The organism is Citrobacter sp. wls613 (assembly GCF_005281195.1).
In the GTDB taxonomy this organism is placed as follows: Bacteria; Pseudomonadota; Gammaproteobacteria; order Enterobacterales; family Enterobacteriaceae; genus Citrobacter; species Citrobacter gillenii.
The window spans coordinates 27,803-51,860 of sequence record NZ_SZXN01000090.1 but is presented as its reverse complement, the minus strand read 5'-3'; the positions used below and the strand labels follow the sequence as shown (position 1 = coordinate 51,860).

Below are 24,058 nucleotides of genomic sequence, written 5' to 3'. Positions count from 1 at the left end.
AAGAGGCTAATGTTACCAGTTAAGATGCGCACTGAAAAACGGTTCTCTGTTAGACTTCAGAGAAACTCTCTCTACATTATGGCATTTGCGATGAAAGTAATCTCACAAGTTGAAGCGCAGCGTAAGATTCTGGAAGAAGCAGTCTCGACAGCACTGGAATTAGCATCAGCTCAGTCGGACGGTGCAGAAGTCGCCGTAAGCAAGACGACGGGTATTAGCGTCAGCACCCGTTATGGTGAAGTGGAGAACGTAGAATTCAACAGCGACGGGGCGCTGGGCATTACGGTGTATCACCAGAACCGTAAAGGTAGTGCGTCGTCCACCGATTTAAGTCCACAGGCGATTGCGCGTACCGTGCAGGCTGCGCTGGATATTGCTCGTTACACCTCGCCGGACCCGTGCGCAGGCGTGGCGGATAAAGAACTGCTGGCCTTTGATGCGCCAGATTTAGACTTGTTCCACCCGGCGGAAGTCTCGCCTGACGAAGCCATCGAACTGGCGGCACGTGCTGAACAAGCGGCGTTGCAGGCCGATAAGCGCATTACTAACACCGAAGGTGGCAGCTTTAACAGCCACTACGGCATCAAAGTGTTTGGTAACAGCCACGGTATGCTGCAGGGCTACTGCTCCACGCGTCATTCTCTCTCCAGCTGCGTGATCGCCGAAGAAAATGGCGATATGGAACGCGACTACGCCTACACCATTGGCCGCGCAATCGGCGATCTGCAAACGCCGGAATGGGTGGGGGCCGACTGTGCGCGCCGCACCTTATCCCGTCTGTCACCGCGTAAACTGTCCACAATGAAAGCACCGGTTATTTTCGCCAATGAAGTGGCGACCGGCCTGTTCGGACACCTGGTCGGGGCCATTGCCGGTGGCTCGGTGTATCGTAAATCTACCTTCCTGCTGGACTCGCTGGGCCAACAAATTCTGCCGGAATGGTTGACCATTGAAGAACACCCGCATCTGCTGAAAGGGCTGGCCTCTTCGCCGTTCGACAGCGAAGGCGTGCGTACGGAACGTCGCGATATTATCAAAGACGGCGTCCTGACTCAGTGGCTGCTGACCAACTATTCTGCCCGCAAGCTGGGACTGAAAAGCACCGGTCATGCCGGTGGTATTCATAACTGGCGTATTCCCGGACAAGGTCTAAGCTTCGAGCAGTTGCTCAAAGAGATGGGCACTGGTCTGGTCGTAACCGAGCTGATGGGGCAGGGCGTGAGTGGTATCACCGGCGATTATTCGCGCGGCGCGGCTGGCTTCTGGGTCGAAAACGGTGAAATTCAGTACCCGGTGAGTGAAATCACCATCGCCGGTAACTTGAAAGACATGTGGCGCAATATTGTCACCGTCGGTAACGATATTGAAACGCGCAGTAATATACAGTGTGGTTCTGTGCTACTGCCGGAGATGAAAATCGCCGGGCAGTAATACCCGTCATACTTCGAGCTGCGGCGTGAATTATTACGGGTATCTGGCGTTATTCTTAATAATAAAAAAGGAAGTGAGCAATGCGTAAACACCTGTTAGCGATCGTCGCGGCTTCAACGCTGGTTTTAGGTTCATCTGCGTTTGCAGCCGATCTCGAAGACGATATGGGGATCCTCAACGACAACCTGAAAATCGTGGAAAAAACGGATAACGCAACTGAACTGAAAGACGCGTTAACCAAAATGCGTGCAGCCGCGCAGGATGCACAAAAAGGAACGCCACCGAAGCTGGAAACTAAATCCCCGGACAGCCCGGAGATGAAAGATTTCCGTCACGGCTTTGACACGCTGATCGGCCAGATCGACGGCGCGTTAAAACTGGCGAACGAAGGTAAAGTCAAAGAGGCGAAAGCGGCAGCGGAGGAGCTAAAAACCACCCGCAACGCTTACCATAAGAAGTACCGTTAATTTATGTATCCGGCCTGCGCGACGTCGTAGGCCGGATAAGACGCGACAGCGTATCCATCAGGCACCGCCCCCCATAAGTAAACGCTCTACCCATCACATTTTTTAACTTTTAACGCCAACCCGTTTTTCCTGCCGCTTGCGGTTTCCCTGCTATCTCGTGCGATCCCCATCACGTTATCCAGGCGATAAATAACCAATCCCGCCCTTTTTGCGGCACAGATCACTATCGTTGCTCACCTTTCCACTTCGAAGTGGAAAACAACTCGCTACAAACTTTTAACCTCCACCGTTAGTTTACGCTTAGAGCCATTAGTGGGGTATGACGAGTGAATAACGGAGCGGTAATGAATGACAGGGGGGAATCGGTGACACCGTCTGGTGAACTGGCCGAACGCATGCTGGCGCAGGTGTATGCCCTGTTGCGCGCACGCCACATCATTCCCAATGCCGTACAGGAACAAATGCTGACATCGCATGTTCGTGCCATGGCGCACCGCTCGGTGACGGGTGAGCCTTTACCCGACGTTGATGCCAGCTTATTTGATGAAATTTCAGCCGAATCAATGGCACTTGCCCGCGACATCGTGGCGGAGTTTGGCAACCTTCCTGAAGAAGAGGCCTGGCTGCTGTCGGTACATTTCGAAGTCGCAAAAGAGAACCTTTAAGGAGCACAAGATGGAACAGATTACTGTGGTGATTGGCGATCGTCTGGGTAAAGGCCAGAAAGTGGCGGCAGGCGTTGAGAAAGCAGGCGGACGTGCGGTCGTGGTACCGGGCGTGGCGGCAGATATGAAGCTGGGTGACATGATGAAAGCGGAAAACGCCACCTTTGGCATTTCGTTTTGCGGCAGCGGCGGCGCGGGGGCTATCACCGCGCAGACCAAATATGGTTACAAAGCCAAATACGGTATGCGCTCGGTTGAAGAGGGCGTCACCGCCATCAACGAAGGCTGCAACGTGCTGGGATTCGGCTTTATGGACAAAGAAGAGCTCGGCGAGCGCCTGGTGCAGGCGTGGCAAAAGAAATACGGCGCTTAAGTATGAAAGAGCAATTCACCACAACGGTGAGAGTCACGGGTAAGGGTGACGCCAAAGCGCGCGCCTTTGCCGATGCCCTGAACCACGTTCAGGCCGCGGTGATGAAAGGGTCGCCGCATATCTTACTGCGTATTGAGCCACAGGATGTGCAGGTTGTTCAAGCGCGTGAAACGGTGCGTAAAGAGGCGTTCTTATTCCTCTTTTTGCGCCGCGAAAGACGCACTTTCAGCGTGGAGCTGGATGTGACCGTCAACGTGACTGCCATCAATCTTGAGAAGGTGGATTTCGTCACGCAACGCTGATTCACTATTAAAAGGCATAATTATGTTCCTGATAATATTAATAAAATCGCTCATCATCGGCGCGCTGGTTGGCGTAGGTGTCGGCGCTGGGGCTGCACGCATGTTTCATGCGCCTACCTCTCAGGGGATGGGCGCGTTTCGTACTCTGGGGGAGCTGAATTCCTGTGAAGGGGATCCTGCTTCTCACTTCTCATTCGGCCTGGGCTTCTTCTTTAACGCCTGGGCTTCATCCGTTGCGGCGGGGGCGTTCACGCAGGACGTTGACCACCGCATCATCCCTAACTGGGGTGCGGCGGCATTGATGCTTAAAAACCGTAATGTCGGTGAGACGCTGCATGACCCCAGACGCATGGCGATTGCCTGTGGCGTGATTGGCATGATTGTCGTGACCTTCCTGAACCTGACCGCGTCATCCGTACCGGCGGCGCTGCAGGTTACTGCCGTGAAGGTGCTGGTACCGGCGGCAAACCTGCTGGTCAACACCGTGATGCCGGTGATCTTCTGGCTGGCGGCAATCGATGCCGGCAAGAAATCGGGCTTCTGGGCGACCGTCTTTGGCGGCGCGGCGCAGCTGATAATGGGCAACGCCGTACCGGGTCTGGTGCTCGGTATTTTGATTGGTAAAGGCGTCGAAGAGAGCGGCTGGAACCACGTCACTAAAGTGATGATGGTGGCTATCGTGGCGCTGTTCGTGCTGAGCGGTTTCTTCCGCGGCTTCGATATGAAGATGATCGAATCCTTCCATCTGACCGTGCCGAACTGGCTGGAACTGATCCACAACTCACTCAGCGGCAAATAACGGAGGCCACAATGGAACAGAATAAAGGTTTTTGGTTCGCCGACTGGTCATTCCCGATCTTCGTGGGCCTGCTCTCCTCCGGTGTCTTTGCCGGCACGCACATGTACTACCTGTATGGCATCGGTGCGTTTAACGAAGTGGCCTTTGTGGCAATGCTGAAAGCGGGAATGGACACCGGTTCTTACGGGGCGGTAGCGGCGTTTGGTGCGAGCTTCCTGTTTGCCCGCATTATTGAAGGTTCGCTGGTGGGGATCCTGGACATCGGCGGGGCCATCCAGACCGGCGTTGGTTTGGGCGTGCCGGCACTGCTGCTGGGGGCTGGCATTATTTTCCCGGTCGCTAACTTTGCTGCCTCGCTGGTCACCGGTCTGGTGATTGGCCTGGCAATTGGCTACATCATCATTCTGGCGCGTAAGTTCACCATCAATCAGAGCGATTCGACCTACGGGGCGGACGTGATGATGGGAGCCGGTAACGCCTCAGGTCGCTTCCTTGGACCGCTGATCATCCTCAGCGCGATGACGGCTTCCATCCCTATCGGCGTCGGTTCTCTGGCCGGGGCGCTGCTGTTTTACCTGTGGCAGAAACCGATCACCGGCGGTGCGATCCTTGGGGCCATGATCCTCGGTTCCATCTTCCCGATTGCGATTAGCTAATTGCCTGATGGCGCTGCGCTTATCAGGCCTACAGCATCGTACTCGTTGTAGGCCGGATAAGACATTTATGTCGCCATCCGGCAACCGATTTCCTCTTTCTACAGGAGAGTGTGATGTTTGATTTACTCCTGCGCCATGCGCGTCTGGTAGACGATACGGTAAGCGATATTGCGGTCAAGGACGGCAAAATTGCGGCGCTGGGCGAGATAACCGATCCGGCGGTGAAAACCGTCGACTTACGCGGTGAGTGCTACGTCAGCGCCGGGTGGATTGATTCTCACGTCCACTGCTACCCGAAATCCCCGATTTATCATGACCAGCCTGACAGCATCGGGATTGCCACCGGCGTCACCACGGTGGTGGATGCCGGCAGCACCGGCGCTGACGATATTGATGATTTCTATACCTTAACCCGCGAAGCGACCACCGATGTTTATGCCTTGCTGAATATTTCCCGCGTGGGGCTGATTGCGCAAAACGAGCTGGCCAATATGGCTAATATCGACGCTGACGCGGTGAAGCAGGCGGTGCAACGTCACCCGGACTTTATTGTCGGCCTGAAGGCGCGGATGAGCAGCAGCGTGGTCGGTGAAAATGGCATTATCCCGCTTGACCACGCCAAAGCGATGCAAGCGCAGAATGGTGACCTGCCGCTAATGGTGCACATCGGTAACAACCCGCCGGATCTGGATGAGGTAGCCGAACGCCTGACAGCGGGCGACATTATTACCCACTGCTATAACGGCAAACCGAACCGTATTCTGACGCCAGAAGGCGAATTACGGGCCTCGGTAACGCGGGCGATTTCGCGCGGCGTACGCCTCGATGTTGGACACGGTACCGCCAGTCTGAGCTTTGCGGTGGCGAAACGCGCCATCAGCTTAGGCATTTTGCCGCACACCATCAGCTCAGATATTTACTGCCGCAACCGCATCAGTGGCCCGGTGCATTCATTGGCCAACGTAATGTCGAAATTTCTCGCCATCGGTATGTCGCTCCCGCAGGTCATTGAGTGCGTGACCGCCAGTGCCGCCGACGGCCTGCGCCTGAAAAATAAAGGCCGACTTCAGGTCGGTCTGGATGCCGATCTCACCCTCTTTACGCTGAAGCGCCAGCCCGCCGTGCTGGTCGATGCCGAAAACGACAGCCTGCAGGCTGAACAACTGCTGGTACCGCTTGCCGCAATACGTGCGGGCAAGGGCTATATGACCGAACAAGGGAGCGCGGAACATGCCTTCGATTTTTGAGAAATACCATTTAAAACAGGTTATTAATACCTCTGGTCGCATGACGGCGCTTGGGGTCTCTACGCCGCGACCCGAAGTGGTACAGGCCGCGATGGCGGGGATGAATCAGTACTTCGAAATGAAAGATCTGGTCAATAAAACCGGAGACTACATCGCGAAGTTGCTCGAGGTGGAAGGCGCCACGGTGGTGTCCTGTGCCTCGGCGGGGATTGCCCTGTCAGTGGCGGCTGTGCTGGTAAAAGACAGCGACTGGCTGCTGGAAAACCTGCACGCCACGCCAATCGACAACAACGAAATCGTGCTGCCTCGCGGCCATAACGTCAACTTTGGCGCACCGGTTGGCAGCATGGTGGCGCTTGGCGGCGGCAAGTTAGTCGAGGCCGGCTACGCCAATGAATGCTCGGCGGCGCAGCTGACAGCCGCCATCTCGCCGCGCACGGCAGCCATTCTGTATATCAAATCGCACCACTGCGTACAAAAAAGCATGCTCAGCGTAGAGCAGGCCGCCGTGGTCGCACGTACGCATAATCTGCCGCTGATTGTGGATGCAGCGGCGGAAGAAGATTTGCAGTGCTACTACCGTGTCGGTGCGGACCTGGTGATTTACAGCGGCGCCAAGGCGATCGAAGGGCCAACCAGCGGCCTGGTGATTGGTAAAACACAATATGTGGAGTGGGTGAAACGCCAGACGGCAGGTATTGGCCGGGCGATGAAGGTCGGCAAAGAGGGCATTCTCGGGCTGACCTGCGCCATTGAACTGTACCTCAGCGCGCAGAAAGAGAGCGGCGCGGAGATGGTCGAAAAAATGACGCCGTTTATTAATACGCTGAATACCTTCAATGGCGTCAGTGCGCGGGTGGTGTGGGACAGCGCAGGGCGCGACATTGCGCGTACCGAAATTAAGTTTGACGAAGCGGTAACCGGGATCGCCACCGGCGAGCTGGTTGAGGCGCTTAAGCAGGGCGAGTATGCGATCTACTTCCGCGGCTACAAAGCCAACGAAGGTATTATTGAAGCGGACGTGCGCAGTGTAGACCGCGCGCAGCTGGAGATAGTGGCGCGTCGTATTGCGGACGTGACCGGGCAGGAGAAAAAAGCATGAAACTGACGCCTAACTTTTATCGCAATCGCGTCTGCCTGAACGTGCTGGCGGGGTCAAAAGAGAACGCCAGTGATATTTACGCGGCGGCCGAAGGCCATGTGCTGGTCGGCGTGTTGTCCAAAAATTACCCGAGCGTTGAAAGCGCGGTGGCGGATATGCGTGAATACGCGGCGCTTATCGACAATGCGCTGTCCGTTGGTCTCGGGGCGGGCGATCCGAACCAGTCGGCGATGGTCAGTGAAATTTCCCGTCAGGTGCAGCCGCAGCACGTCAATCAGGTGTTTACCGGCGTGGCGACCAGTCGGGCGCTGCTGGGGCAATCTCAAACGGTGGTCAACGGTCTGGTTTCGCCAACCGGTACGCCGGGTTGGGTGAAGATCTCCACCGGCCCGCTCAGCAGCCAGTCAGCAGATGGCGTGGTACCGGTGGCAACCGCCATTGCACTGCTGAAAGACATGGGCGGCAGCTCGATTAAATACTTTCCGATGGGTGGTCTGCAATGCCGCGACGAATATCAGGCGGTGGCTGAAGCCTGCGCCCGGCATGACTTCTGGCTGGAGCCTACGGGCGGTATCGACCTGGACAACTTTACTGAGATTCTGCAGATTGCCCTTGATGCCGGCGTGAGCAAAATCATTCCTCACATTTATAGTTCTATTATTGATAAGGTGAGCGGCAACACCCGGCCTGACGATGTGCGCCAGCTGCTGGCAATGACCCGGGCCTGCGTAGGTTAACTGATTAGTGAGGAAACTGACGTGCGATTCCCCAACCAACGTTTAGCGCAGCTGTTTGGCATGCTGCAAAGCGAGGCGCTGCCGCAGGATGAGCTGGCGCAGCGGTTGTCGGTTTCCACACGCACGGTCAGGGCGGATATTACCGCGCTGAACGCGCTTCTCACCCCGTATGGCGCGCAGTTTGTCCTTAGCCGGGGCAATGGTTATCAGTTGAAAATTGACGATCCGGCACGCTACCAGACATTACAAACGCAGCAGCCCGAGCGGTTGCTGCGCATTCCGCGTACCAGCCAGGAGCGGGTACACTGGCTGGTGGTTCGTTTTCTGACATCGGCTTTTTCGCTGAAACTGGAAGATTTAGCTGATGAATGGTTCATCAGCCGGGCGACGCTGCAAAACGACATGGCAGACGTGCGTGAGCACCTGCAACGCTATCGACTGACGCTGGAAACGCGCCCCCGACATGGGATGAAGCTGTTTGGCAGTGAGATGGCGATCCGCGCCTGTCTGACCGATCTTCTGTGGACGCTGGCGCAGCAGGACCCGGCCCATCCACTGGTGATGGAAGAGGCGCTCAATGCGGGCGTCCCGCAACAGCTGCAGCCGGTTTTACAGGATATTTTCACCCGCTTTCATATTCGCCTGACCGACGAAGGAGAGCTCTTTCTGCGCTTATATTGTGCGGTGGCGGTACGCCGGATTAGCGAGGGCTATCCGCTGCCGGAATTTACCGCAGAAGAGGTGGAACATGAGGTGTGCCTGGCGACGCGGGAAATTGCTTCGGTCCTGCACCAACTGGCAGACAAACCACTCTCCGTGTTTGAGGAGAACTGGCTGAAGGTACATATCGCCGCCCGTCAGGTACAGGATATCGCCCCCAGCGCGATTAACGCCGATGATGACGAAGCGCTGGTCAATTACATCCTGCGTTTTATCAACACGCAGTACAATTACAACCTGATGAACGATCGGCAACTGCATGCCGATCTACTGACTCATATTAAGACCATGATCACCCGGGTACGCTACCAGATCATGATCCCCAATCCGCTGCTGGAAAATATTAAACAGCACTATCCGATGGCATGGGATATGACGCTGGCCGCCGTGTCGGGGTGGGGGAAATACACCCCGTATACCATTAGCGAAAATGAGATTGGCTTCCTCGTGCTGCACATTGGCGTTGGGCTGGAACGTAGTTACAACATCGGTTACCAGCGACAGCCTCGTGTGCTGTTGGTTTGTGACGCAGGAAACGCCATGGCGCGAATGATTGAAGCGGTGCTGGCGCGTAAATATCCGCAGATTGAGATTGTCGACACCGTGACGCTGCGCGACTACGAACAACGGGACGTCATCAGCGAAGACTTCGTGATTTCTACCGCACGAATAAATGAAAAAGATAAGCCCGTGGTGATGATCGCCCCGTTCCCCACTGATTATCAGCTGGAGCAAATTGGTAAGCTGGTGCTGGTGGATCGCACCCGCCCGTGGATGCTGAACAAGTTCTTCGACGCCGCCCATTTTCGCATTATTGACGAACCGATGGATCAACAGACGCTGTTCAACACGTTATGCGGCCAGCTGCACGATGAAGGCTTTGTCGATGCGGAGTTTCTCGACTCCGTCGTTGAGCGCGAGGCCATCGTCAGCACCCTGCTGGGTGACAGTATTGCCCTGCCGCACTCCCTCGGTTTGCTGGCTAAAAAAACGGTGGTCTATACGGTGCTCGCCCCGCAGGGCATCGCCTGGGGAGACGAAACCGCCCACGTGATCTTCTTGCTGGCCATCAGTAAAAGCGAGTATGAAGAAGCGATGGCCATCTACGATATTTTCGTCACCTTCCTGCGTGAACGCGCTATGACGCGGCTCTGTGCGTGTCAGAATTTTACCGAGTTCAAAACGGTTGCCATGGAGTGCGTCAGTCGTTTTTGAGAGGTGTTATCCATAATTCGATGTAATGCGAATGTAATGCTAAACTGCATTACACATTCGATTCTACCGGAGGCATAATGGCCACGCTGAACGTCCGTCTGGATGACAAACTCAAAAATGAGGCTTATGCCGTGCTGGATAAACTGAACATTACTCCAACGGAAGCCGTGCGATTACTGTTCCAGTACGTCGCAGAAACGGGGCGCATGCCAGTGAAAACCGTCACTCTTAGCGATAGTGAAGATGCACTGATTCAGACAGTTCGGGAGAGGCTGTCTAGTCCGCAAAAGGGAATCAAGGTTAGTCTGGATGACTTATGAACTGGAATTCGACCCGAGAGCCTTAAAAGAGTGGCATAAGCTGGGCGATACAGTGAAGGCTCAGCTTAAGAAAAAGTTGGCTGATGTGCTATTGAACCCCAGAATTGACTCTGCCCGTTTAAACGGTCTTCCTGACTGCTATAAAATTAAGCTTAAATCGTCCGGCTATCGTCTGGTGTACCAGGTTCGGGATGAAGTTGTGATTGTGTTTGTTGTCGCGGTAGGCAAGCGAGAACATTCAGCCGTCTATCACGATGCAAACAAACGGCTTTAGCGATCATCGCAAGTGATGTACCACCTGGTTGCTGCTGCCGCGCCAGATCAGCGCCGGGTCTTTCAGATCCTGCACAAATTTGCCATCGACCAGCACGTTGATGAGATCCACCACCTGCATTTGCGCGGCGTTGAGTTCATCAAGCTTGTAGCCGGTCCATACCCAGATGTCTTTCCCCGGACACTCAGCGTGAATGCGTTGCACCAGTTTCAGGATATCCGGCACGTTTTGCGGATGTAGCGGATCGCCGCCGGACAGCGAGATCCCCTGGCGAGGGATCCGCGTATCGTTGAGATCGGCAATGATCTTATCTTCCATCTCTTTGGTAAACGGCTCGCCGGAGTTCAGACGCCAGGTGCTTTTGTTATAGCAGCCTGGGCATTCATGCACGCATCCAGACACAAACAGGGTGCAGCGCGTACCGGGGCCGTTGACGATGTCGACGGGGTAGTATTGATGATATCGCATAGAGGATGTCCAGAAAGAATGTAGGCCGGATAAGGTGCTTGCACCGCCATCCGGCAACATTGTGATACCTGATGGCGACGCGATTGCGCCTTATCAGGCCTACGGTCTTTGCAAACGGAAATTAACCGAGCTGCCCGTTACCTAAGTGCTTCACGCGGCGCTTCACTTCTTCCTGCTTACCGGCGTTAAACGGACGTGCGTCCGGGCTGCCTAAATAGCCGCAGACGCGACGGGTGACTGACACGCGAGCAGCGTCGTGGTTACCGCATTTCGGGCAGGTGAAGCCTTTGCTGGTGCATTCGAATTCACCGGTAAAGCCGCACTCGTAGCACTCATCGATCGGCGTGTTGGTTCCGTAATACGGCACGTGCTGATAGCTGTAATCCCAGACGTCTTCCAGCGCTTTCAGGTTGTGCTGAATGTTCGGGTACTCGCCGTAGCAAATGAAGCCGCCGTTCGCCAGCGGCGGATACGGTGCTTCGAAATCGATTTTGTCGTACGGGTTAACCTTTTTCTCCACGTCGAGGTGGAAGCTGTTGGTGTAGTAGCCTTTGTCGGTCACGCCCGGCACTACGCCAAACTCGGCGGTATCCAGACGGCAGAAGCGGTCGCACAGGTTTTCACTTGGCGTGCTGTACAGGCTGAAGCCATAGCCGGTTTCGTCTTTCCATTTATCGACGGCCTGACGCAGGCGTTCAACAATGGCGATGCCTTTGGCGCGAAGCTGCTCGCTGTCGTACATATGCTTTTCGCCAAACAGCGCGTTGATGGTCTCGTGAATACCGATGTAGCCCAGAGAGATCGACGCCCGGCCGTTTTTAAAGATTTCAGACACATCATCGTCGGCTTTCAGACGCACGCCGCAGGCACCTTCCATATACAGGATTGGCGCCACGCGCGCTTTTACGCCTTCCAGACGCGCGATACGGGTCATCAGCGCTTTGCGCGCCAGCACCAGGCGATCGTCCAGCAGTTTCCAGAAGGTGGCTTCATCACCGTGTGCTTCCAGTGCAATACGCGGCAGGTTGAGGCTAATCACGCCAAGGTTGTTACGCCCGTCGTGAACCTGTTCGCCGTTCTCGTTTTCCCATACGCCGAGGAAACTGCGACACCCCATCGGGGTTTTGAACGAACCGGTCACTTTTACGACCTGATCGTAGTTCAGGATGTCCGGATACATACGCTTGCTTGCGCATTCCAGCGCCAGCTGTTTGATGTCGTAGTTTGGATCGCCAAACTTGTGGTTTAGACCGTCACGAATCGCAAACACCAGTTTCGGGAACACGGCGGTTTTACGGTTTTTACCCAAACCGGCAATGCGGTTGCGCAGAATAGACTGCTGAATCAATCGTGATTCCCAGCTGGTCCCCAGGCCAAAGCCAAAGGTGACGAATGGAGTCTGGCCGTTGGCGGTATGCAGCGTGTTCACTTCATACTCGAGGGACTGGAATGCGTCGTAGCACTCTTTCTCGGTACGGGAATGCGCATAGCCGTCGGCATCCGGGATCTGCCACTCTTCTGCGGTTTTACGGTGCTTGTTAAAGCTCTCGGTGACGAACGGCGCGAGAACTTCATCGATACGGTTAATGGTGGTGCCGCCGTATATGTGGCTGGCAACCTGGGCGATAATCTGCGCGGTGACTGCGGTCGCCGTGGAGATGGATTTTGGCGGCTCAATCTCCGCGTTACCCATCTTAAAGCCCTGCGTTAGCATGCCTTTCAGGTCGATAAGCATACAGTTAAACATCGGGAAGAACGGCGAGTAATCGAGATCGTGGTAGTGAATATCACCGCGCTCGTGTGCCTGTACCACATCACGCGGCAGCAGGTGCTGGCGCGCATAGTGCTTGGCGACGATACCGGCCAGCAGGTCGCGCTGGGTTGGGATCACTTTACTGTCTTTGTTGGCGTTTTCGTTCAGCAGCGCGGAGTTGGTTTGCTCAACCAGACCCCGAATTTCCTGGTTCAGGCGGCCACGTTTTTCACGCTGGATATCACGGTCGTGGCGATATTCGATGTACGCACGGGCGAGTTGTTTGTACGGGCCAGACATCAGCTGGTTTTCCACCGCTGTCTGGATCTCGTTGATATCGACCTGGCTGCGCTCATTCATCTGGCTGCTAACGACTTCTGCGACGGTGGCACAGTAATCTGCGTCATCGACTCCCGCTGCTTTAGCTGCACGCAGAATGGCTTCTTTGATGCGCTCTGATTTAAACGGCACTTTACAGCCATCACGCTTCATCACATGCGGTGTCATGATCACTCCATATTTATAAGAACATTATAAGAACAGGTTATCCACAGAGGGTGGGAAGCACTCACTGGTTTATTCATCTCTCTGGTCAATGACTTCCCGTAATTCAGACCCCATTTATCCACATTTCCACCGCTACCGAGGGAAATGGCGTTGTAGCAATTGTAGTCGATTAATACAACATATTGGGTCGGCGTGCATTTTAAGTTCTATATGTAGTGATTTGCATCAAGGATGTTTGCGATTTTATTGATGTAGCTCAAAGTAAAAACCAGAGCGTACAGATGACGGGCAGTACAGCGATTGTAAATTGCCCGTAGAAAATTCTGATTAATTATTCAGCAAAAACAGACGGGTAAGTTGAGCGTATGCCGTGAAGCCCGGCAGCGCTATACGCGCCGGGCTTGATGCCAATTGCAAGCTATTTTTGCAGCCACCAGATAGCTTCAAAAGGACGTAGCGTCATCGCGCCGGGCTGGCGGGCGACCTCGTCATAGTTGTGCATCAACACCTGCCAGTTGTCGCGAGTGTGCGCCGGTTGCCAGGGCTGGAAGGCGTTGCTCAGATTAGCAACGACCAGCAGCCGTTGTCCCTGCCATTCGCGCTGATAGCACCAGACATGCGGACTGTCCGGCAACAGATCCTGATAATCGCCCCAGGTGAGAATCGGTTCTGTTTTGCGTAAGGCAATCAGCTTCTGATAGGTGTAAAACACCGAATCGGAATCCCTTAGCGCTGCAGCAACGTTGATCTCCGCCGCGTTGTCGCACAGGTTGATCCACGGCTCCCCCTGGGTAAAGCCCGCGTGTTGGCTTCCGTCCCACTGCATCGGCGTGCGGCTGTTATCGCGGGATTTACTGGCGAGGATCGCCAACAGCTCGTCGGCATCACGCCCGCTAGCATTCAGCTCGGCAAACATGTTATGGCTTTCGACGTCGCGATAATCGGTAATCTGGCGAAAATGTGGGTTGGTCATGCCAATTTCTTCGCCCTGATAGATATAAGGCGTGCCCTGCATCCCGTGCAGCACCATCGCCAGCATTTTGGCGGCCGGTACGCGATATTGTCCTTCATCGCCAAAGCGTGAAACGATGCGCGGCTGATCGTGATTACACCAGAACAGCGCGTTCCACGCGACGTTGTGCATCCCCTGCTGCCAGTGGCGGAACAGGGTTTTCAGCGCCACGTAATCCGGTTTGGCTAACGACCACTTTTCACCATTCGGGTAATCGACTTTCAGGTGGTGGAAGTTAAAGGTCATCGACAATTCGCTGCCGTCCAGTGCGGCGTATTGCTGGCAATGTTCGAGCGTGGTGGAGGACATTTCACCCACTGTCATCAGGCTGCGTGGGGTGAAGACATCGCGGTTCATCTCGCGTAAGAATTCATGCACGCGCGGACCATCGGTGTAAAAACGGCGGCCATCACCGTCAGGATCGCTCGGGAAGTCCTGATCCTTGGAGATCAGATTCACCACGTCGAGGCGCAGTCCGTCTACGCCGCGATCGGCCCAGAACTCACACACTTTTTTCAGCTCGGCGCGAACCGCCGGATTTTCCCAGTTCAGGTCGGCCTGTTCCGGGGCAAAGAGGTGTAGATAATACTGTTCGCTTGCGGCGTGCCAGTCCCAGGCGTTGCCGCCAAATTTGGAGCGCCAGTTGTTCGGGCAGGCCTCTGGCGTACCGTCACGCCAGATATAGAACTGACGATACGGACTGTCTTTATCCAGCGCTTCACGAAACCAGGCGTGCTGCGTCGATGTATGGTTAAACACCATATCAAGAATAATGCGTATGCCGCGCGCTTTCGCCTGCGCCACCAGTTCGTCGAAGTCATCTAGCGTGCCGTAGGCCGGGTCAACGGAGATATAATCTGCAACGTCGTAGCCGTTATCAACCTGTGGCGAAATGTAGAACGGCGTCAACCATATCGCATCAACGCCCAGCGTTTGCAGATAGTCGAGACGCTGCGTAACGCCGCGCAAATCGCCGGTGCCGCTGCCGGTGGTGTCCTGAAAACTCTTGGGGTAAATCTGATAGATAACGCCGTGTTGCCACCAGTGTGGAATAGTCATTGTGGTTTCCTGCAAATGCGGAGGGGTGCAATGGCACCCCAAAAAAGAGTCAGACAATTTGTAACGTGCCCTGACGGTATTTACGCTGGTAAACGAACGAGGTCAGTACCATCGGGATAACAATCGCGATGACCATCGCCAGGCCAAATACCTGCCAGTAAGTCGGCTGGATGGAGAGGATGCCAGGTATACCGCCGACGCCAATCCCGTTCGCCATCACGCCGTTCAGGCCGCACAGCAGACCGGCGAGGCCGGAACCGATCATTGCGCACAGCATCGGGAAGCGGTATTTCAGGTTGATGCCGTACATTGCCGGTTCGGTCACGCCGAGCCAGGCGGAGATAGCGGCAGGTACCGAGATTTCACGTTCGTTTTGCTTGCGGCTGGCGATGATAATCCCTATTACCGCCGAGCCCTGGGCGATATTTGACAGTGCAATCAGCGGCCACACCGGCGTGCCACCCATGCTTTGGATCATCTGCATATCAATGGCCAGCGTAGTTTGATGCACGCCGGTGATCACCAGCGGGGCGTACAGGAAGCCAAACAGCGCTGCGCCAATTGGGGCAAAGCTGCCGGTCATCAGATGACGCACGGCAAAGGCGACGCCATCACCAATCCAGCGACCAAACGGACCAATAAACGCGTGGGCGAGGAACACCGCGAGGATCAGCGAGCACACCGGGACGATCACCAGATACAGGTAATCAGGGACGAGACGTTTCAGGCGCGTTTCAATCAATCCCAGCGCCAGACCTGCCAACAGAGCAGGAATAACCTGCGCCTGGTAGCCGACTTTTTCGATCGTAAACAGGCCGAAGTTCCACACTTCCGGCACCTGCTGGCCCAGCAAATACGCGTTCATCAGCTGCGGTGAAACCAGCGTGACGCCCAGCACGATGCCGAGGATCGGCGTGCCACCCATTTTCTTCACCGCTGACCAGCAGATGCCGACCGGCAGATAGAAAAAGATCGCTTCCCCGATCAACCACAGGAAGTCATAGAGGGTTTTCAGCGACGGGTACATCTGCGCCAGCGTCTGACCGTTGCTCATCGGCAGATCGCCGATCACATTGCGAAAACCTAAGATCAGGCCGCCGCTGATCAGCGCGGGCATCAGGGGGAAGAAGATCTCCGCGAAGTGCGAGATCAACTGCTCGTGCCATTTCATGTTCTGTCGCGCGGCTTTTTTCGCTTGCTCTTTGTCGGCACTGGCCTGTCCGGTGGTGGCCAGCAGCGCTTTGTAGTAGTCGCCCACCTCGGTGCCAATCACTACCTGAAACTGCCCGGCGTTGGTGAAGCAGCCTTTGACCATCGGCAGCTGCTCGATCTCTTTCGGTCTGGCATTCGCGGGCTGATTCAGCACAAAACGCAGGCGCGTGATGCAATGACTCACCGTGGCGATATTGTCGCGCCCGCCCACCAACTCAATCAGCTGGTCGATATCCGCTTGTTTTACTTTGCTCATGATTAAGCCCTGTTGTTGACCTGGCGCCAGAGTATATCTTCGCTGGATATTTAAATATGGGAACGTTCCCGAAACGCAGCGAAGATCACAAATTAGCGCTCAGAAAGCGATCAGGAAAGGGTGGCGGGAATGACGATCTGTCGGGGTTCGCTGCGGCCGTTGATCTGCTCGATCAACTGCAACGCCGCCTGTCGACCGGCTTCGGCGTAACCGGGATCGACGGTGACGATCTCCGGATGGAGGAATTTCATCAGCGGTGTGCTGCCCACGCTCGCCAGCTGCAGATGTTCAATGCGCTGCTCCTGCAAATATTTGCTGACCCCAAGAGCCAGAGTATCCGTGGCGCACACTAAGGCGGTGGTCTCTGGGGTAATGACATCGGCAGCGTGTTCGTAGCCCTGCTTCATGGCGAGACCCGGCAGGGCCGCAACAGGATGCAGTTGATGTTTTTTACAGAAGGCCAGGTAGGCGGCATGACGCCGTTGACCGGTGGTGACGTCGCTGTGGGGAACGCCAAGAAAACTAATATGGCGGTGTTGGCGATCGTATAAACGCTGCATCAGGGTATGGATTGCGCCTTCATCGTCATAACAGACCGAGGCAAAACCGTTAGCATCCCTTGCCAGCAGCACCAGGGAGTCCTGCCAGGAGGCGATCATCGCTTCGGTAATACCGGTAAAACCGAACAGCACCACGCCGTCAATGTTGCGGCGTCGGAGCATACCCAGGTGTTCTTCCACTAGGTCGGGCGAGAACTGGCTTTCCATCATAATCGGGTCGTAGCCCTGCTCATAGAAGGCGGGCAGCATGGTCTGCACGGCCAGATTCTCGGAAAGCGAATCCAGTCGCGTGACGATAATCGCCACCACTTTGTCACTTTGCCCACGCATGGCACGGGCAGAGCGGGAAGGGGAAAAACCGTGCTGATTCATCACCGCTTCAACGCGTTCGCGGGTGCGCTCACTGACGCCGCTTTCATTGTTGAGGACGCGGGAAACGGTTGATTTTCCCACACCGCTTAAGCGGGCGATGTCTTTAATGGTCAGCCGATTTTGCATCCTGTATTCCCGTGTCGCGTGTGAAGTTATGCCAAAAGAGAATAACTTTACTCATGCTCAGCGCAATGGGCAAAGTCTGGTATACGTTTGGTTTAGTTTCTGTGCTTTATCATACCGCCATAATTGCCACGAACCTTATAGATTTATCCCTATAATGCGCGGGGCAAATCATTCACTTACCGGAGGCTGTATGGATCCCGATCCCACCCCTCTCCCGAAACGGAGAAAAACCCCTTTCCGGTAAGCCTGCATTCACTGTCTTACCGGAAACGTAAGACAGTGACGTTCTGACGTCCCTGTTGTGATTTTATGATTGCCATCAGGCAAGGCTTTGCCACGCCTGAAGGATTTACTGCGCCTGTTGATACCGGCGCAGAGGGACTGCCTATGTTTAAAAATATCACCCGCCAGCTGTTTGCCCGGCTGAACCGCCATTTACCGCATCGTCTGGTGCATCGTGATCCGCTGCCGAACGCCCAGACCGTTGCCAGCACGCCTATTCCGCCTTCTCTGAGTGAACATTGCCTGAAGATGGCGCTGATGAACGAAGAGACGCTGTGGAAAACCTTTAATACCCACCCTGAAGGCTTGAACGCCGCGGAAGTGGAAAGCGCCCGTGAGCAGCATGGCGAAAACCAGCTGCCGGCGCAGAAACCGTCGCCGTGGTGGGTACATCTGTGGGTCTGTTACCGCAACCCGTTTAATATTCTGCTCACCATTCTGGGCGGGATTTCCTATGCCACCGAGGATCTGTTTGCCGCAGGCGTGATTGCCCTGATGGTGATTATCTCGACGCTGCTGAATTTTGTGCAGGAGGCGCGCTCCACCAAAGCGGCGGATGCGCTAAAAGCGATGGTCAGCAACACCGCCACGGTCCTGCGGGTGATTAACGAGACCGGCGAAAACGGTTGGGTTGAGCTGCCTATCGATCAGCTCGTGCCCGGTGACATTATCAAGCTGGCGGCGGGGGATATGATCCCGGCGGATTTATGCATCGTTCAGGCGCGCGATCTGTTTGTCGCGCAGGCCTCGCTGACCGGTGAGTCACTGCCGGTTGAGAAGGTGGCGACCAGCCGTGACCCGCAGCAAAGCAACCCGCTGGAGTGCGATACCCTGTGCTTTATGGGCACCAACGTGGTGAGTGGTACGGCGCAGGCGATCGTCATTTCTACCGGGGCGAACACCTGGTTTGGACAGCTGGCGGGTCGCGTGACCGAGCAGGATAGCGAGCAGAATGCATTCCAGAAAGGGATCAGCCGCGTCAGCATGCTGCTGATCCGCTTTATGCTGGTGATGGCGCCGATTGTGCTGATTATCAACGGTTACACCAAAGGCGACTGGTGGGAAGCGGCGCTGTTTGCCCTGTCCGTGGCAGTAGGCTTAACGCCAGAAATGCTGCCGATGATCGTCACCTCAACGCTGGCGCGCGGGGCGGTGAAGCTGTCAAAACAAAAAGTTATCGTTAAGCACCTCGACGCCATCCAGAACTTTGGTGCGATGGATATTCTGTGTACCGATAAAACCGGTACGCTGACCCAGGATAAAATTGTGCTGGAGAATCATACCGATATCTCCGGTAAACCCAGCGAGCACGTTCTGCATTCTGCGTGGCTGAACAGCCATTATCAGACCGGGCTGAAGAACCTGCTGGATACGGCGGTGCTGGACGGTGTGGATGAAGAATCGGCGCGTCAACTCTCGACCCGCTGGCAGAAAATCGATGAGATCCCGTTTGATTTCGAACGCCGCCGCATGTCGGTGGTGGTGGCAGAAGTGGGCGATGTTCACCAGTTAGTGTGCAAAGGCGCGCTGCAGGAGATCCTCAACGTCTGTACCCAGGTGCGCCACAACGGTGAAATTGTTCCGCTGGACGACAACATGCTGCGTCGGGTGAAGCGCGTGACCGACACGCTGAACCGTCAGGGGCTACGCGTGGTGGCAGTGGCAACCAAATACCTGCCCGCGCGTGAAGGGGACTACCAGCGTATTGATGAGTCCGATCTGATCCTCGAAGGGTACATCGCATTCCTCGATCCACCGAAAGAGACCACCGCCCCGGCGCTGAAGGCGCTGAAGGCGCTGAAGGCCAGCGGCATTACGGTAAAAATCCTCACCGGCGACAGCGAACTGGTGGCGGCAAAAGTGTGTCATGAAGTCGGTCTGGACGCGGGTGAGGTGGTGATTGGTAGCCACATTGAAGGGTTGAGTGACGACGAGCTGGCCCGGCTTGCCCAGCGCACCACGCTGTTTGCCCGCCTGACGCCAATGCACAAAGAACGCATAGTGACCCTGCTCAAACGCGAAGGCCACGTGGTCGGCTTTATGGGCGATGGCATCAACGATGCCCCGGCGCTGCGCGCGGCGGACATTGGTATCTCCGTCGATGGTGCGGTCGATATTGCCCGTGAAGCGGCGGATATCATCCTGCTGGAAAAGAGTCTGATGGTGTTGGAAGAAGGGGTGATCGAAGGGCGTCGAACCTTCTCGAACATGCTGAAGTATATCAAAATGACGGCCAGCTCCAACTTTGGTAACGTCTTTAGCGTGCTGGTGGCGAGCGCATTTCTGCCGTTCCTGCCAATGCTGCCGTTGCACTTACTGATCCAGAACCTGCTGTACGATGTATCCCAGGTGGCAATTCCGTTTGATAACGTCGATGAAGAGCAGATCAAAAAACCACAGCGCTGGAATCCCGCTGAACTGGGGCGCTTTATGCTGTTCTTTGGACCGATTAGCTCGATCTTCGACATTCTGACCTTTTGCCTGATGTGGTTTGTCTTCCATGCCAATACGCCAGAGCATCAGACGTTATTCCAGTCGGGCTGGTTTGTGGTGGGGCTGCTGTCACAAACGCTGATTGTGCATATGATCCGTACCCGCCGCGTACCGTTTATCCAGAGCCGTGCCGCATGGCCGCTGATGCTGATGACGCTGGTGGTGATGGTGGTGGGGATTGCGCTGCCATTCTCCCCGCTGGCGAGCTACCTGCAATTGCAGGCATTGCCGCTGAGCTACTTCCCGTGGCTGATTGCGATTCTGGCGGGTTACATGACGTTGACCCAATTAGTGAAAGGTTTTTATAGCCGCCGTTACGGCTGGCAATAACCGTTTCGTTTCTCTGCCGAATGGTGCGGGTACAGCCATTCGGCATTTTTCTTTTTCATTCGAAGATATTCCCTCGCAATATTTGTGTTTTAATTTTATTGAAATACTAACGGGGTAAAGTATTAACATATCCCGTTCTCGCCTTTTGTTTTTTCTCAATAAAACGATCTCCGTTGCAAAAATGAAACAGTGTGCTAAAAATTATTAGCATTGACGTTTTTTTGTGAAGGCAGTCATCGAAATAAATTGTTACACCAGCTAGTCTGCGCAGGTAACGTCGTTAAAAAAGTTTCTCGCTGCCCATTTTTAATTCCGGCAGTCATTTGCTCTGCATGCCATTTCTATTAATGGAAATTATGAACTTCTGGAGAAGGACAAATGAAACTGACAAAAAACCTGTTAAGCCTGTGTATTGGCGCGTCAGTCTTGCTGGCCAGCCATACCACGTTAGCCCAAACCTTCCGCGCCGCTGATGTGCATCCGGCTGATTACCCGAACGTTGTTGCCGTGAAGCACATGGGGGAAAAACTCAGTGCAGCGACCGACGGGCGTCTGGAGATTAAAACCTTTCCCGGTGGCGTATTAGGCGATGAGAAACAGATGATTGAGCAGGCGCAATTAGGCGCCATCGATATTATTCGCGTCTCAATGACCCCAGTTGCCGCCATACTCCCTGAAATTAACGTCTTTACCCTGCCGTATATTTTCCGCGATGAAGACCATATGCATAAGGTGCTGGACGGGATGATTGGCCAGGAGATTGGCGACCGTCTGACCGCAAACAGTAAATCACGACTGGTATTCCTTGGTTGGATGGATGCAGGTACGCGCAACCTGATCACTAAAAATCCGGTTATCAAGCCAGAAGATTTACACGGGATGAAAATCCGCGTGCAGGCCAGCCCAATCGCGCTGGATACCTTAAAAGCGATGGGCGCGAACTCCATTGTGATGGGGGTCAGCGAAGTGTTTAGCGGCATGCAGACCGGCGTAATTGATGGCACGGAAAATAACCCGCCAACGTTTGTGGCGCACAACTATTTACCGGTAGTTAAAAACTACACCTGGAGCAAACATTTTATTATTCCTGAGCTATTCCTGTTCTCGAAAACGAAATGGGATAAATTGAAAAAAGAAGATCAGGATCTCATTATTAAGCTCGCGAAAGAAGCGCAGGTAGAACAGCGTAAATTGTGGGAAGCCTATAATGCGAAATCACTGGAAACTATGAAAGCCAATGGTGTTCAGTTCCATGATATTGATACTGATGTTTTCTATAAAGCCACGCAGTCGGTAAGGGATAATTACGGTAAAGATCACCAAGATTTGATCAAACGTATTCAGGATGTGAAGTAGTTCATCAGGCGGATGGTATCCACCATCTGCCTGAGTCTTTTGATTAATTCGAGGTGATGATTATGGGTGAATGCTATTCATCGGTAATGGATTTTTTTTACCGGGTCTCAATGTGGATTGCCGGGATGGCATTATTAGTGATGGTCGCCATCATTCCGATTGGGATATTTGCACGATATGTTCTGAACAATGCCCTGTCATGGCCTGAGCCTGTCGCTATTCTCTGTATGGTGACATTCACCTTTATTGGCGCCGCGGTGAGTTATCGCGCAGGTTCGCATATCGCGGTAAGCATGGTGACCGATCGTTTGGGTGAAACCGCCCGCCGTTACTGCTCTCTTATCGCCGATATTATGCTGACGGCGATTAGCCTGTTTATTCTCTGGTACGGCACCACGCTGTGTCTTGAACTGTGGGAACAACCCGTTGCGGAATTCCCGCTGTTAAGTGCCGGGCAAAACTACCTGCCGTTACCGATTGGCTCTGCCATCACGCTGCTTTTTATTGTTGAGAAGATCTGCCGTGGTCCGCAGTACCAACGTCCTGTTGTCATGCTGGGTTCGACCAGCTAGTTACCGCCCCCATTTCAGAAAGGAAAGCAGATGGATGCATTTATTCTCGTCTTTACGCTCGGCATTATGCTGGCGATTGGGGTACCGGTAGCGTACGCGGTGGGTATTAGCGCGATCATTGGCGCCTGGTACATTGATATTCCACTGGAAGCGGTAATGATCCAACTGACCAGCGGGGTGAATAAATTTTCATTGCTGGCGATCCCGTTCTTTATTCTGGCCGGAGCGATTATGGCCGAAGGCGGGATTGCGCGTCGGCTGGTGAATTTTGCCTACATATTTGTGGGCTTTATTCGCGGCGGACTGTCGCTGGTGAATATTGTGGCCTCCACCTTTTTTGGTGCAATTTCCGGATCGTCCGTAGCCGACACCGCCTCTATTGGTTCGGTGATGATCCCGGAGATGGACAAAAAAGGCTACCCGCGTGACTTTGCGGCGGCGGTGACCGCCAGCGGATCGGTACAGGCGATCCTGACGCCCCCCAGCCATAACTCGGTGATTTACTCGCTGGCGACCGGCGGTACGGTGTCTATTGCCGCGCTGTTCATTGCCGGCATCTTACCGGGTCTGTTGTTGAGCTTTAGCCTGATGGTGATGTGCGTAGCGTTTGCGCACAAACGCGGTTATCCAAAAGGGGAGCGCGTACCGTTTCGCCAGGCGTTGAAGATTTTTGTCGACACGCTGTGGGGCCTGATGACGGTGGTGATCATTATGGGAGGGATCCTCTCGGGTATCTTCACCGCGACAGAATCCGCGGCGATCGCCTGTCTGTGGGCCTTCTTTGTCACCATGTTTATCTATCGTGACTACAAATGGTCTGAGCTGCCGAAGCTGATGTTCCGCACGGTGAAAACGGTCACTATCGTGATGATCCTGATCGGCTTTGCCGCCGCTTTCGGCGCGGTAATGACCTATATGCAGCTGCCGATGCGTATCACCGAAGCCTTTACCAGCATCTCGGACAACAAATACGTCATTCTGATGTGCATTAACATCATGTTGCTGCTGATTGGTACGCTGATGGACATGGCGCCGCTGATCCTGATCCTGACTCCGGTCCTGCTGCCGGTGACCAACGCGTTGGGTATCGATCCGGTGCATTTTGGCATGATCATGCTGGTGAACTTAGGGATTGGCCTGATTACGCCGCCGGTAGGATCGGTGCTGTTTGTCGCCAGTGCGGTGAGTAAGCAGAAGATTGAGCAGGTGGTGAAGGCGATGCTGCCGTTCTATGCGGTGCTGTTCCTGGTGCTGATGTTGGTGACGTATATTCCGGCGATTTCGTTGTTCCTGCCGAAACTGTTTGGCGTAATGTGATAAATGCCCGGTGGCGCTCGCGCTTACCGGGCCTGCAAACTACGCTTCCCCAGGTCGGATAAGGCTAAGCCGCCA

The 24,058-nt window shown here is 54.6% G+C and carries 22 protein-coding genes; 17 read left to right on the top strand and 5 right to left on the bottom strand.

All coding sequences use genetic code 11. The features are described 5' to 3' along the window. Positions 1-78 precede the first annotated feature (78 nt). The 13 genes from pmbA to FDX01_RS22305 all read left to right on the top strand — a co-directional run bounded on the left by pmbA (position 79) and on the right by FDX01_RS22305 (position 10,308). Entirely contained in the window at positions 79-1,431 is a 1,353-nt protein-coding gene (gene pmbA, locus FDX01_RS22365; protein ID WP_096758525.1) for a metalloprotease PmbA, read from the top strand. An 80-nt stretch (positions 1,432-1,511) separates the two neighbouring features. Further along, positions 1,512-1,898, top strand: coding sequence for a cytochrome b562 (cybC, locus tag FDX01_RS22360; protein ID WP_096758524.1), 387 nt, complete (start codon positions 1,512-1,514; stop codon positions 1,896-1,898). A gap of 344 nt (positions 1,899-2,242) precedes the next feature. After that, complete coding sequence (locus FDX01_RS22355) at positions 2,243-2,563, top strand: glycine dehydrogenase (protein ID WP_115259581.1); 321 nt, start codon at positions 2,243-2,245, stop codon at positions 2,561-2,563. 10 nt (positions 2,564-2,573) lie between these two features. Beyond that, complete coding sequence (locus FDX01_RS22350) at positions 2,574-2,936, top strand: SFCGS family glycine-rich protein (RefSeq protein WP_096758522.1); 363 nt, start codon at positions 2,574-2,576, stop codon at positions 2,934-2,936. A 2-nt stretch (positions 2,937-2,938) separates the two neighbouring features. Beyond that, the gene (locus FDX01_RS22345) at positions 2,939-3,238 is read left to right on the top strand and encodes a DUF4312 family protein (RefSeq protein ID WP_096758521.1); all 300 of its coding nucleotides are present in this window, start codon (positions 2,939-2,941) and stop codon (positions 3,236-3,238) included. Between the two features lie 22 nt (positions 3,239-3,260). Continuing rightward, positions 3,261-4,037, top strand: a complete 777-nt coding sequence (locus tag FDX01_RS22340; RefSeq protein WP_096758520.1) for a DUF4311 domain-containing protein — start codon at positions 3,261-3,263, stop codon at positions 4,035-4,037. A gap of 11 nt (positions 4,038-4,048) precedes the next feature. Beyond that, the gene (locus tag FDX01_RS22335; protein WP_096758519.1) at positions 4,049-4,693 is read left to right on the top strand and encodes a DUF4310 family protein; all 645 of its coding nucleotides are present in this window, start codon (positions 4,049-4,051) and stop codon (positions 4,691-4,693) included. Positions 4,694-4,806: 113 nt separating this feature from the next. Beyond that, on the top strand, positions 4,807-5,940 hold the full coding sequence (locus FDX01_RS22330; RefSeq protein ID WP_137400483.1) for an amidohydrolase/deacetylase family metallohydrolase: 1,134 nt from the start codon (positions 4,807-4,809) through the stop codon (positions 5,938-5,940). Then, positions 5,924-7,042 (top strand): DgaE family pyridoxal phosphate-dependent ammonia lyase, encoded by a 1,119-nt coding sequence (locus FDX01_RS22325; RefSeq protein WP_096758517.1) that lies wholly within the window; start codon positions 5,924-5,926, stop codon positions 7,040-7,042. Before FDX01_RS22330 ends, FDX01_RS22325 begins: the two co-directional genes overlap by 17 nt. Then, positions 7,039-7,779 (top strand): KDGP aldolase family protein, encoded by a 741-nt coding sequence (locus tag FDX01_RS22320; protein WP_115259578.1) that lies wholly within the window; start codon positions 7,039-7,041, stop codon positions 7,777-7,779. Before FDX01_RS22325 ends, FDX01_RS22320 begins: the two co-directional genes overlap by 4 nt. A 21-nt stretch (positions 7,780-7,800) precedes the next feature. Beyond that, on the top strand, positions 7,801-9,714 hold the full coding sequence (locus FDX01_RS22315; protein ID WP_137400482.1) for a BglG family transcription antiterminator: 1,914 nt from the start codon (positions 7,801-7,803) through the stop codon (positions 9,712-9,714). 77 nt (positions 9,715-9,791) lie between these two features. After that, positions 9,792-10,034, top strand: coding sequence for a type II toxin-antitoxin system RelB/DinJ family antitoxin (locus FDX01_RS22310; RefSeq protein ID WP_115259576.1), 243 nt, complete (start codon positions 9,792-9,794; stop codon positions 10,032-10,034). After that, a complete protein-coding gene (locus FDX01_RS22305) occupies positions 10,024-10,308 on the top strand; it encodes a type II toxin-antitoxin system RelE/ParE family toxin (RefSeq protein ID WP_000220581.1) in 285 nt (94 codons plus the stop codon). Before FDX01_RS22310 ends, FDX01_RS22305 begins: the two co-directional genes overlap by 11 nt. Positions 10,309-10,311: 3 nt before the next feature. Here the strand turns inward: FDX01_RS22305 and nrdG are convergent, their stop codons facing one another. The 5 genes from nrdG to treR all read right to left on the bottom strand — a co-directional run bounded on the left by nrdG (position 10,312) and on the right by treR (position 17,633). Next, positions 10,312-10,776 carry an anaerobic ribonucleoside-triphosphate reductase-activating protein gene (gene nrdG, locus FDX01_RS22300; RefSeq protein ID WP_096759476.1) on the bottom strand — a complete coding sequence of 155 codons (465 nt, stop codon included), beginning with the start codon at positions 10,774-10,776 and terminating at the stop codon, positions 10,312-10,314. Positions 10,777-10,897: 121 nt separating this feature from the next. Further along, positions 10,898-13,036 carry an anaerobic ribonucleoside-triphosphate reductase gene (nrdD, locus tag FDX01_RS22295; protein WP_115259574.1) on the bottom strand — a complete coding sequence of 713 codons (2,139 nt, stop codon included), beginning with the start codon at positions 13,034-13,036 and terminating at the stop codon, positions 10,898-10,900. A gap of 418 nt (positions 13,037-13,454) precedes the next feature. Next, positions 13,455-15,107, bottom strand: a complete 1,653-nt coding sequence (treC, locus tag FDX01_RS22290; protein WP_137400481.1) for an alpha,alpha-phosphotrehalase — start codon at positions 15,105-15,107, stop codon at positions 13,455-13,457. A 49-nt stretch (positions 15,108-15,156) separates the two neighbouring features. Continuing rightward, complete coding sequence (gene treB / locus FDX01_RS22285; RefSeq protein ID WP_137400480.1) at positions 15,157-16,575, bottom strand: PTS trehalose transporter subunit IIBC; 1,419 nt, start codon at positions 16,573-16,575, stop codon at positions 15,157-15,159. 110 nt (positions 16,576-16,685) lie between these two features. Further along, entirely contained in the window at positions 16,686-17,633 is a 948-nt protein-coding gene (treR, locus tag FDX01_RS22280; protein WP_137400479.1) for a trehalose operon repressor TreR, read from the bottom strand. Between the two features lie 387 nt (positions 17,634-18,020). Here treR and mgtA point away from each other — a divergent pair, with 387 nt between their 5' ends. From mgtA to FDX01_RS22260, 4 genes are all read left to right on the top strand, one after another. Next, positions 18,021-20,738, top strand: coding sequence for a magnesium-translocating P-type ATPase (gene mgtA / locus FDX01_RS22275; protein ID WP_137400478.1), 2,718 nt, complete (start codon positions 18,021-18,023; stop codon positions 20,736-20,738). Between the two features lie 378 nt (positions 20,739-21,116). Further along, on the top strand, positions 21,117-22,094 hold the full coding sequence (locus tag FDX01_RS22270) for a TRAP transporter substrate-binding protein (RefSeq protein ID WP_096758508.1): 978 nt from the start codon (positions 21,117-21,119) through the stop codon (positions 22,092-22,094). A gap of 62 nt (positions 22,095-22,156) precedes the next feature. Next, positions 22,157-22,666: a TRAP transporter small permease gene (locus FDX01_RS22265; protein ID WP_096758507.1), complete on the top strand. Its 510-nt coding sequence runs from the start codon at positions 22,157-22,159 to the stop codon at positions 22,664-22,666. Positions 22,667-22,696: 30 nt separating this feature from the next. Further along, positions 22,697-23,983, top strand: coding sequence for a TRAP transporter large permease (locus FDX01_RS22260; RefSeq protein WP_006686394.1), 1,287 nt, complete (start codon positions 22,697-22,699; stop codon positions 23,981-23,983). Positions 23,984-24,058: the final 75 nt, after the last annotated feature.

Coding starts and splice junctions, on each gene's coding strand:
- FDX01_RS22330 (WP_137400483.1), top strand. CDS start 4,807: ATGTTTGATTTACTCCTGCGCCATGCGCGTCTGGTAGACGATACGGTA.
- FDX01_RS22340 (WP_096758520.1), top strand. CDS start 3,261: ATGTTCCTGATAATATTAATAAAATCGCTCATCATCGGCGCGCTGGTT.
- FDX01_RS22355 (WP_115259581.1), top strand. CDS start 2,243: ATGAATGACAGGGGGGAATCGGTGACACCGTCTGGTGAACTGGCCGAA.
- FDX01_RS22325 (WP_096758517.1), top strand. CDS start 5,924: ATGCCTTCGATTTTTGAGAAATACCATTTAAAACAGGTTATTAATACC.
- nrdG (WP_096759476.1), bottom strand. CDS start 10,776: ATGCGATATCATCAATACTACCCCGTCGACATCGTCAACGGCCCCGGT.
- mgtA (WP_137400478.1), top strand. CDS start 18,021: ATGTTTAAAAATATCACCCGCCAGCTGTTTGCCCGGCTGAACCGCCAT.
- FDX01_RS22335 (WP_096758519.1), top strand. CDS start 4,049: ATGGAACAGAATAAAGGTTTTTGGTTCGCCGACTGGTCATTCCCGATC.
- FDX01_RS22265 (WP_096758507.1), top strand. CDS start 22,157: ATGGGTGAATGCTATTCATCGGTAATGGATTTTTTTTACCGGGTCTCA.
- FDX01_RS22305 (WP_000220581.1), top strand. CDS start 10,024: ATGACTTATGAACTGGAATTCGACCCGAGAGCCTTAAAAGAGTGGCAT.
- FDX01_RS22320 (WP_115259578.1), top strand. CDS start 7,039: ATGAAACTGACGCCTAACTTTTATCGCAATCGCGTCTGCCTGAACGTG.
- FDX01_RS22350 (WP_096758522.1), top strand. CDS start 2,574: ATGGAACAGATTACTGTGGTGATTGGCGATCGTCTGGGTAAAGGCCAG.
- treB (WP_137400480.1), bottom strand. CDS start 16,575: ATGAGCAAAGTAAAACAAGCGGATATCGACCAGCTGATTGAGTTGGTG.
- FDX01_RS22270 (WP_096758508.1), top strand. CDS start 21,117: ATGAAACTGACAAAAAACCTGTTAAGCCTGTGTATTGGCGCGTCAGTC.
- FDX01_RS22260 (WP_006686394.1), top strand. CDS start 22,697: ATGGATGCATTTATTCTCGTCTTTACGCTCGGCATTATGCTGGCGATT.
- nrdD (WP_115259574.1), bottom strand. CDS start 13,036: ATGACACCGCATGTGATGAAGCGTGATGGCTGTAAAGTGCCGTTTAAA.
- treR (WP_137400479.1), bottom strand. CDS start 17,633: ATGCAAAATCGGCTGACCATTAAAGACATCGCCCGCTTAAGCGGTGTG.
- pmbA (WP_096758525.1), top strand. CDS start 79: ATGGCATTTGCGATGAAAGTAATCTCACAAGTTGAAGCGCAGCGTAAG.
- cybC (WP_096758524.1), top strand. CDS start 1,512: ATGCGTAAACACCTGTTAGCGATCGTCGCGGCTTCAACGCTGGTTTTA.
- treC (WP_137400481.1), bottom strand. CDS start 15,107: ATGACTATTCCACACTGGTGGCAACACGGCGTTATCTATCAGATTTAC.
- FDX01_RS22345 (WP_096758521.1), top strand. CDS start 2,939: ATGAAAGAGCAATTCACCACAACGGTGAGAGTCACGGGTAAGGGTGAC.
- FDX01_RS22310 (WP_115259576.1), top strand. CDS start 9,792: ATGGCCACGCTGAACGTCCGTCTGGATGACAAACTCAAAAATGAGGCT.